We start from the raw sequence: 7,748 nt of genomic DNA, 5'->3' as shown, positions 1-7,748 counted from the left end.
TTTAACGTTCTCGCGCTGAATCGCTTCGTAGACCTCGCGCCGATGGACGGGGATCTCGGGCGGCGCGGTAATGCCGAGTCGGACTTTGTCGCCGCGGATGTCGACGATGGTCACGACGATGTTGTCACCGATGATGATGCTTTCGTCGCGCTGTCTCGACAGAACCAGCATCGGGGGGCTCCTTCCTGTCGCGGGCAGTCCTGCCCACTGTTCGCGGCGGCGCGCGGCCGCGCCTCCGATGCGTGAGGAGGGCAGCAGTCGCGGATCGCTACGCGCGGCGGTTGGTCGGGGTGGCGTACCGGGGTAGTGCTTGTCGCTGCGACGGTCGGGCGACCGGGCGGCAGACAGGCTCGTCAGGCGGGGGGCGGACCTGTGGGACTCGCGGCAGGCGGGCAAACGGGCGTCGTCGTTCTAGCCGGCGGGCAAGACGGCGCCGCTCAATCAGGCAGGCAGGGGAATCGGGCGGACAATCCTCCGGATCAGGCGCTCTTCTTCCAAGTGGTCGGGAGTTGCTGGAGTTCGTGCTGCAACGGTTCTTCCGTGCTGGTGATCACCTGCCGACCCAGGCGCCGGCTCAGGTTAATGACCAGCGGTGCTCGCAGGTTCAACGTGATCGCGCGTTCGTTCTTGCCGACAATCACCAGCACCTGCGCGGACTGGACATCCAACAGTTCCAGTCCCGACAACTCGCTGCGCATCACGCGGAGCTGGTAGTGCGGGACAAACCGGCGCGGGCTGACCACGGCAAGCGCCACTTCGGGCCGCTGCGTGCTTTGCAGCCAGCCGAGCACGTCATTTTGTGCGTCGGCCAGCAACACCCAGTGGCGGCATTCTTCGAGCCCGACCAACCCGGCCGGAAACGTCAGAATGTCCTCGACTTCGATCGGAATCGAGCCAAACCGTGTCGTGGCGATTTCCATGGCGATTGCTCCGAACCTTCCTTGGCTTGCTCCCTCGCAACCGAGGGTGCGCGGCTTCAACGATCGCGGGAACTGCTCGTCCGGGCTCCGGCGTCGATGCCGGTTCCTGAGCGTGCGGCCCGCCCGCGACCTTGCCGCGAAGCATTCTTTGGCTACATCGGCCGCACAGCGCAAAGGGCTATCGGAAAAACCAACACGATTTGCTAGCCCTGCTAGCAAGGCCGCCGGTTTTGGCAAACCTTGCCTGTTGCCGCGAGTTTCTGGGCGGCGAAAACGTGCTGTCGCGCGACGCTGGTAGCCGTTTCCCCGAATTGCATCCTCAGAGCTCACAGACAAGTGCCGATGAAGGAAGTGCCATCTCGTCGTCCGCGGAATAATCAGCATGGCCAGCCTGCGCGCAAAGCTTGCCGCCGCCCGTCAATACCAGCAAACCGGGCGGATGGCCCAGGCCGAGCAGCTCTACCGCCAGATGCTGCAGCAAAATTCGTCGCAGCCCGATGCCCTGCAGTTCCTGGGGCTCCGGGCCTACGAGCGCGGCGAGTTTGAACAGGCCCTGCAACTGCTCCAGCGCGCCGCGCGGCATGCGCCGTCGAATGCCTACGTCCGCGCGAACCTGGGTGCTGCCCTGCAGTCGCTCGGGCGACTCGACGAGGCCATTGCCTGCTATCGCCAGTCGATCTCGATTAATCCCAACCTGGCCCATGCCCATAACAACTTGGCCGTAGCGTGCAAACGGCTGGGGCGGCTCGACGAGGCGATCCAACACGCCGAGCGGGCCATTCGGCTGCGGCCCGATTATGCCGAGGCCCATAGCAACCTGGGCAACGCATTGCGCAGCGTCGGCCGTATCGACGAGGCACTCGCGCAGCAGTTACGGGCGATCGAGTTGCGACCCGACTATGCCGAGGGACAGAACAACCTCGGACTGGTCCACATGTCGCGCGGTGACTTCACCCGCGCGATCGAGTGCTTTCATCTGGCGATCCGCCTGAAACCCACGTACGCCGACGCCTATGACAGCCTGGGCTCGGCGCTGCGCAGCCTGGGGCGCGAAACCGAGGCCGCCGAGGCCTATGCCAAGGCTCTGGAGCTCAATCCCCGCTTTGCGTCGGCCCAAAACAATCTCGGGGCCTTGCTCCATGCGGCCGGCCGCGTGGCGGAATCGGTGCCTTACTATCAAGCCGCGCTGGCGATCGAACCCCAACACGCCTTGGCCCACCAGAACCTGGCCGACGCATTTCACGAGCTCGATGACCTGCCCCGGGCCCTCGCGCACTATCGCCAGGCGGAGCGGCTGCGGCCGTCGGCGCGGCTGCGGATGGTGATGGCCAGTTTGCTGCCGCCGGTCTACTCGTCGATCGAACAGCAAATCCAAGCGCGCGCGCAGATCACTTCGGCCATCGACCAGTTGGTCGCCGACGGTGTGCAACTCGACGCCGAGCGCGACACGCTCCCGTCGCTGTTTTACCTGGCCTATCAAGGCGACTCGGTGCGCTGCCTGCTCGAAAAGGCGGCGCGGTGTTACCGCCCTGCGAACGTACCGCTAGACGTGGAGCCAGGAGCGGCCGGCGTCGATCGTCCGATCCGGATCGGCTTCATCTCACGGTTGTTCAAGAACCATACGATCGGACGATTGAACCAGGGCTTCATCGCCGAACTGTCGCGCCCGCTGTTCGACGTCACGGTCGTTTCGCGCGGACACTACGAGGACGATCTGGCGCGCTTTATCCAGGGAGCTGCCGATCGGACGCTGGAAATCCCCGAACAACTCGCGGCCTCGGCCGAGATGATTCGTAGTTTGAAACTCGACGTCCTGTTCTATACGGACGTCGGTATGGACCCGCTGGTCACGTCCTTGGCCTACCGGCGGCTCGCGCCCGTGCAGGTCGTCGGTTGGGGCCATCCGGTCACCACCGCCAGTCCGGCGATGGACTATTTCCTCTCGAACGCCTCGCTGGAACCGCCGGGAAGCGAACAGGAATACACCGAACAATTGGTGCGACTCTCACGGCTGCCGTCGTATTACTACCGGCCGCAGCTCTCCGGCGCGCGGCGCCCACGCAGCGCATTCGGACTGCCGGCCGACGGCACGCTCTACATGTGCCCGCAAAGCCTGTTCAAATTCCACCCGGACTTCGATGCGCTGATGGGCGAGATTCTCCGCCGCGACCCGCGGGCGCGAATCGTCCTGGTCGAAGCCATGCAGACACGCTGGAACGTCACGCTGCGCGAACGCTTTCGGGCCGGGCTCGGTCCTGTGAGCGATCGGATCGTGTTTGTGCCGCGTGTCTCGACGAGCGATTTCTTGCATCTCCTCAGCCACGCCGACGTGCTGCTCGACCCGTTGCATTTCGGCGGCGGCAACACGGCCTACGAAGGGTTGGGGCTGGGGATCCCGATCGTCACGCTGCCAGGCGCCTATTTGCGATCACGCGTGACCTACGGCTGTTATGAGCAGTTGGGCGTGCGCGATTGCATTGCGACGTCCGCCGAAGAATTCGTCGAACAGGCCGTGCGGCTGGGAACCGACGGAGAATGGCGCCGCCAGGTGAGCAATCGCATTCTCGCGGCTCGCCACGAACTGTTCGAAGACCGCGCCTTGATGGGTGAGTTCGAGGCGTTCCTGTTGCAGGCCGCACGTCAAACTCCGCAGCGGCATTGAATCGCACGAAGCAGGGAAGGTGTCGAGAATGAGCATGGACGAACGAGCTGGGCCGCGTACGAACCTCTCCGAGTTGTTGCTGGCCTGCACGTGCCCAGCGTGTGCGCACCATGTCGCGGTGCCTTTCTATCACGGTGGACACCAGCCGCTGACGACTCTGGCGTGGCCGCGCAGCAGCGCCGCCGCCGCAGCCATGCGGCGTCTGCCGCTCGACTTCGTCAGGTGCGTCGATTGCGGTCATGTCTTCAATCGCGCGTTCGACTACACGGCGGTACCCTATTCCGACAAACCCAATCTGATGTTCAATCGCGGACGCACCTGGGGCACCCATCTGCACCGCGTGGCCACCTTGATGCTGGCCCCCTTGCCCGCCGCGCCCACGATCGTCGAGGTCGGCTGCGGTGACGCGCACCTGCTGCGCTCGCTCGCCGAACTACGTCCCCAGGGACGCTATGTCGGATTCGATCCGCACGCGGTTCCCGACACGCGCCATCACGATGCCGGGATCGAAGTGCACGCCGCGTTGTTCGACCCGGCCGTGCACATGGCCGAATTCCGGCCCGACCTGATTGTGAGCCGGCACGTGCTCGAGCATCTGACCAACCCGCTGGGCTTTCTCCAGTCGCTGGCGTTTGCCGCGAGCTGGGAAGGAGTCGAAACGCGCCTGTTCATCGAGGTGCCGTGCATCGATCGAGCCCTGGCCCTGGGCCGGACGGTCGACTTCTTCTATGAGCACAACTCTCATTTCACCAGCCAATCGTTCGGCCGGCTGCTGGCGCGCTGTGCCTCGCAGGTCGAGCTCGTCGAGCGCGGCTACAACGACGAGGTCGTCTATGGCCTTGCCCGGTTCGCGCCGCTACTCAGGCAGACGCAAACCGCGCACGAAGCGTTGGCCTTTGCCCGGCAGGCCGCCACGGCCAGCGCGCGCGTTCGCGACGAGTTGACCCAACTGGCTCGGAGCGGTCAGCGCATCGCGATCTGGGGTGGCACCGGCAAAGCCGCGGCGTTCATCAACCAATACGCACTCGATGCCGCTCGCTTTCCGCTGGTCGTCGACTCCGATGCGGACAAGGCCGGGACCTACGTGCCCGGCACGGGCCAGGAGATCCGCCATCGCGATTACTTGCTGAACCACCCGGTCGACGTGGTGCTGGTCGCGACGCAGTGGCGCGTCCACGACATTGCGCTGGAGATGCAGCGACACGGGATTCAGCCGCGCCAGATCCTGATCGAACATCAGGGCCGGCTGATCGACTTTGCGAACGGCCATCATCCCTATCGACCCGAGACTCCGTCGCCGACGCCGACACGGGGCCAGCAAGCGGGGCCCGCTCCCCATTTGCCGACGTGGTCGGTCGAGTCCGGGAACGCCCTGGCGTAGGCGCCAACCGGGTGTCCGGGGCGAATTGGTGATCCGGCCGCCGCTGGTCAGCGCCCCGAGGCGACGTGCCTACCTTGCGGGGCCACGTGCCGCAAAGGCCTGCTTCCCCCGGAGCCCTGGATGCTTACAGATAGTCGAGCAGCGTGAGCTGCTTGAGCTGGCCAATCATTTGCAGCGCGGCCTGAAAAGCCGCCTGGCGCGCCGTATATTCGGAGAACGCCTGGGCCAGGTCGATATCGAGCTCGTTCGATAGCGAGTCTTTGAGCTCGATGTCTTCATCCTCGAGCCGCAACTGCATGTCGTCGAGCGCCTGCTGCCTGGTGCCCAGGTCGGCGCGAGAAAAATTGAGCTGCGACTGCGCGTCGTCGAGCAATTCGATGGAGCGTTCGATTTCCGAGGTGTTGTTGGTTTCCAGCGCGGCCCGCAGCCGGACCAGCGCCGTAAAGACGCCGGACGTCTCGAGCGGATTGACGTCGGTACCGTCGAGCAACTCGGGTTCGCCGCCGGCGGTGGTCGACGTAGCCGCGAGGTCGGTGATCAGACCGCTCCCGTCGTTCGGCGTCCCGTCGGTCGAGACAAGCGTCGCGTTGAACAGTTGTCCTGCCACGGGGTGAACCGAGATCAGGTCGATCACGTCTTGGGCCGTCGTCGTCGCCGGGTCTATGCCCACGACGATCGTCTTGAGCGTCGTACTGACCGCCAGGTTCTCCGAGCCCGGTCCCAGTCCCGTGTCGACGAAGCTGATCACATAGTCGTTCAGCGCCGTCCCCGGCGTTTCGGCGGTGAGCAGAATGTCGTTGTTCGCACCCGGCAGCGCGAGCGTCGCCGTGGCCGCGACGGCGGGGCTCGTGGCCGTAGATTCGTCGCTGCCGCGCGGGATCAGCCCTAGCGCCCAGGCCGCTTCGCTGAGGTTGGCCCGGCGAATGGTCAGCTGGTCGGGAAGGTGCTGATTGTCGTCGACCAGCCGGATGCCGTTGCCCACGTCGACGAACTCGGCGGTCAAGTGGCTGGCACCCGCCGGGTTGTCGACGTGATTGTTGATGCGGTCCAAGACGTCCTGCACCGTCACGGCGCCGGTCAGATCAATCGCCAGCTCGACGCCGTCGTTGCGAACGATGGTCAGATCGGCGCCCTCGACCGTGGGGACCCCTCGGCCATAGTTCAAGCTCGACAGCAACGTGCCGGCATGCAATGTCCGCAGTCCCAAGTCGGTCGCGGTAGTTCCGCCGTTCTCGCCAATGGTGAAATCGGCGCCGCTGGTCCGCGAGCGCACGTTGATGCCCGTACCTGCGGCATTGATCTCCGCCTGGAGGTCGGCGGCCGAGCCGTTGATCGCATTGAGCAGATCCTCGACCGTCTCGGCCTGTGGAAAATCGATCACCGTGGTGCGATTGTTGTTCGTCACCAGGAGCCCCGACGATTGATCGAGCTCGACGCCCGAGCCGCCACTCGTCACGGTTACATTGGCGGGCTCGGCGAGCGAGTCGAGCAATTTGCCGCTGCCGTCGTTGCCCGTCTCGCGCGGGTCCAGTTCGGCGGAAAACTGGGCCGTGGCGTTAATTGCGTTGATCACCTGCTGGGCCGACGATAGGCCGGACGCAATCGTGACGGTCAAGGTCTTGTTGAGCGGGTCGCTGTCGTCGTAGACGGCCGTTTCGAAACCGAACGCCGCGCCGCCGCCGTCTACGAACCGCACCGTCACGTCGTTGAAGTCGACGCCGCGGTCGCGGGCCGTGATGATCAAGTCGTTGTCCGCACCGGCCGAACGCACTCGGGCGCGGGCCCGAGTGCCGAGAATGTCGTCCAACCGCGTCGTCCGGGTGACGACCGGATCCAGATCGCCGGAGAGGATCGGCCCCGTGTCAGCCGCCGTATCGCGACGGATGCCGAGTTCGCTGGCCGTGCTACCGCCGCCGGCTTCGTGAATGGTGAGCGCCCCGCCTCCGGCGGCATCGAGTTGCACTTCGAGACCCGAATCGCTCAAGGTGACCAGCAATTGCCGGTTGGTCGGAGGGTTGGCCTCGAGCAGGCGCACGATGTCGCCCACGGTCTCCGCCTTGGTGAGGTCGACCAGCCTGGTCGAAGTGCCATCGGAGACCGAGACGCTGCCCGGCGTGATGCCCTGCCCGCCGCGCAAGTCGGCCAGTTTGGTGTCGAGCGTAATCGACGGATTGAAATTGGCGACGCTGATCACCTGGTCGGACAGGCCGCCGAAGACTTCCACGCCGTGCAGGTTCGTGTCGAACAGCAGGTCGAGGTCCGAATAGCTCTGCAGCTTGACCTCGTCGCCTGCGTACCGGACCGTGCCGCCGGAGTGCTCGTACGGAGTGATCGTGGGATTTCCACCGGCAAACAGCGCCCGCCCGCGGAAACGGTGGTTGCCGATATCGACCAGTTGCTGCAGCGCGCGGTCGACCTCGATGGCGGCCGCCTGGCGCTCGGCATCCGTGGCTGTCGAACCGACGACCGAAATGGCAGTCCCGCGGATCGCAGTCAATTGCGTCGAAACATTGCCCAGCGCCGTGTCGCTGGCCGACAAGTAGCTCTGATTGGTCTTGAGATTCGTCTGCACCTGGCCGCTGCGCTCGAGCAGTCGCTGCAGCTGGACCGCCCGCAGAGCGGCGGGGGCGTCGTCGCTGGGCGTTTCGATCCGCCGGCCCGTGCTCACCTGGCTCTGGATGCGCAGCAGCGCCGCCTGATCGACCTGGACTTGCGTGAGCAACCGTTGGCGCACCAACTGGTCGCTGATTCGGGTCGACGGGATGGGAGTGATGCCGGGCATGAG

The 7,748-nt window shown here is 65.2% G+C and carries 5 protein-coding genes; 2 read left to right on the top strand and 3 right to left on the bottom strand.

All coding sequences use genetic code 11. From position 1 onward, the window contains the following. Both csrA and fliW read right to left on the bottom strand, forming a co-directional pair. The coding region (gene csrA, locus K1X74_12200) for a carbon storage regulator CsrA (protein ID MBX7167082.1) at positions 1 to 171 on the bottom strand (171 nt) is incomplete at its 3' end. 308 nt (positions 172 to 479) lie between these two features. Beyond that, on the bottom strand, positions 480 to 920 hold the full coding sequence (fliW, locus tag K1X74_12195; GenBank protein MBX7167081.1) for a flagellar assembly protein FliW: 441 nt from the start codon (positions 918 to 920) through the stop codon (positions 480 to 482). A gap of 382 nt (positions 921 to 1,302) precedes the next feature. On the opposite strand from fliW, the gene K1X74_12190 reads away from it, so the two are divergent. Then, positions 1,303 to 3,582 carry a tetratricopeptide repeat protein gene (locus K1X74_12190; GenBank protein MBX7167080.1) on the top strand — a complete coding sequence of 760 codons (2,280 nt, stop codon included), beginning with the start codon at positions 1,303 to 1,305 and terminating at the stop codon, positions 3,580 to 3,582. Positions 3,583 to 3,616: 34 nt separating this feature from the next. Further along, positions 3,617 to 4,963 carry a methyltransferase domain-containing protein gene (locus tag K1X74_12185; protein MBX7167079.1) on the top strand — a complete coding sequence of 449 codons (1,347 nt, stop codon included), beginning with the start codon at positions 3,617 to 3,619 and terminating at the stop codon, positions 4,961 to 4,963. A 124-nt stretch (positions 4,964 to 5,087) separates the two neighbouring features. On the opposite strand, the gene flgL is transcribed toward K1X74_12185, so the two are convergent. After that, a complete protein-coding gene (gene flgL / locus K1X74_12180; protein ID MBX7167078.1) occupies positions 5,088 to 7,745 on the bottom strand; it encodes a flagellar hook-associated protein FlgL in 2,658 nt (885 codons plus the stop codon). Between the last annotated feature and the right edge of the window lie 3 nt (positions 7,746 to 7,748).

It is taken from the genome of Pirellulales bacterium, assembly GCA_019694435.1.
Classification (GTDB): domain Bacteria; phylum Planctomycetota; class Planctomycetia; order Pirellulales; family JAEUIK01; genus JAIBBZ01.
This window is presented reverse-complemented; position numbering and strand designations above follow the sequence as displayed.

Coding starts and splice junctions, on each gene's coding strand:
- K1X74_12190 (MBX7167080.1), top strand. CDS start 1,303: ATGGCCAGCCTGCGCGCAAAGCTTGCCGCCGCCCGTCAATACCAGCAA.
- K1X74_12185 (MBX7167079.1), top strand. CDS start 3,617: ATGGACGAACGAGCTGGGCCGCGTACGAACCTCTCCGAGTTGTTGCTG.
- fliW (MBX7167081.1), bottom strand. CDS start 920: ATGGAAATCGCCACGACACGGTTTGGCTCGATTCCGATCGAAGTCGAG.
- flgL (MBX7167078.1), bottom strand. CDS start 7,745: ATGCCCGGCATCACTCCCATCCCGTCGACCCGAATCAGCGACCAGTTG.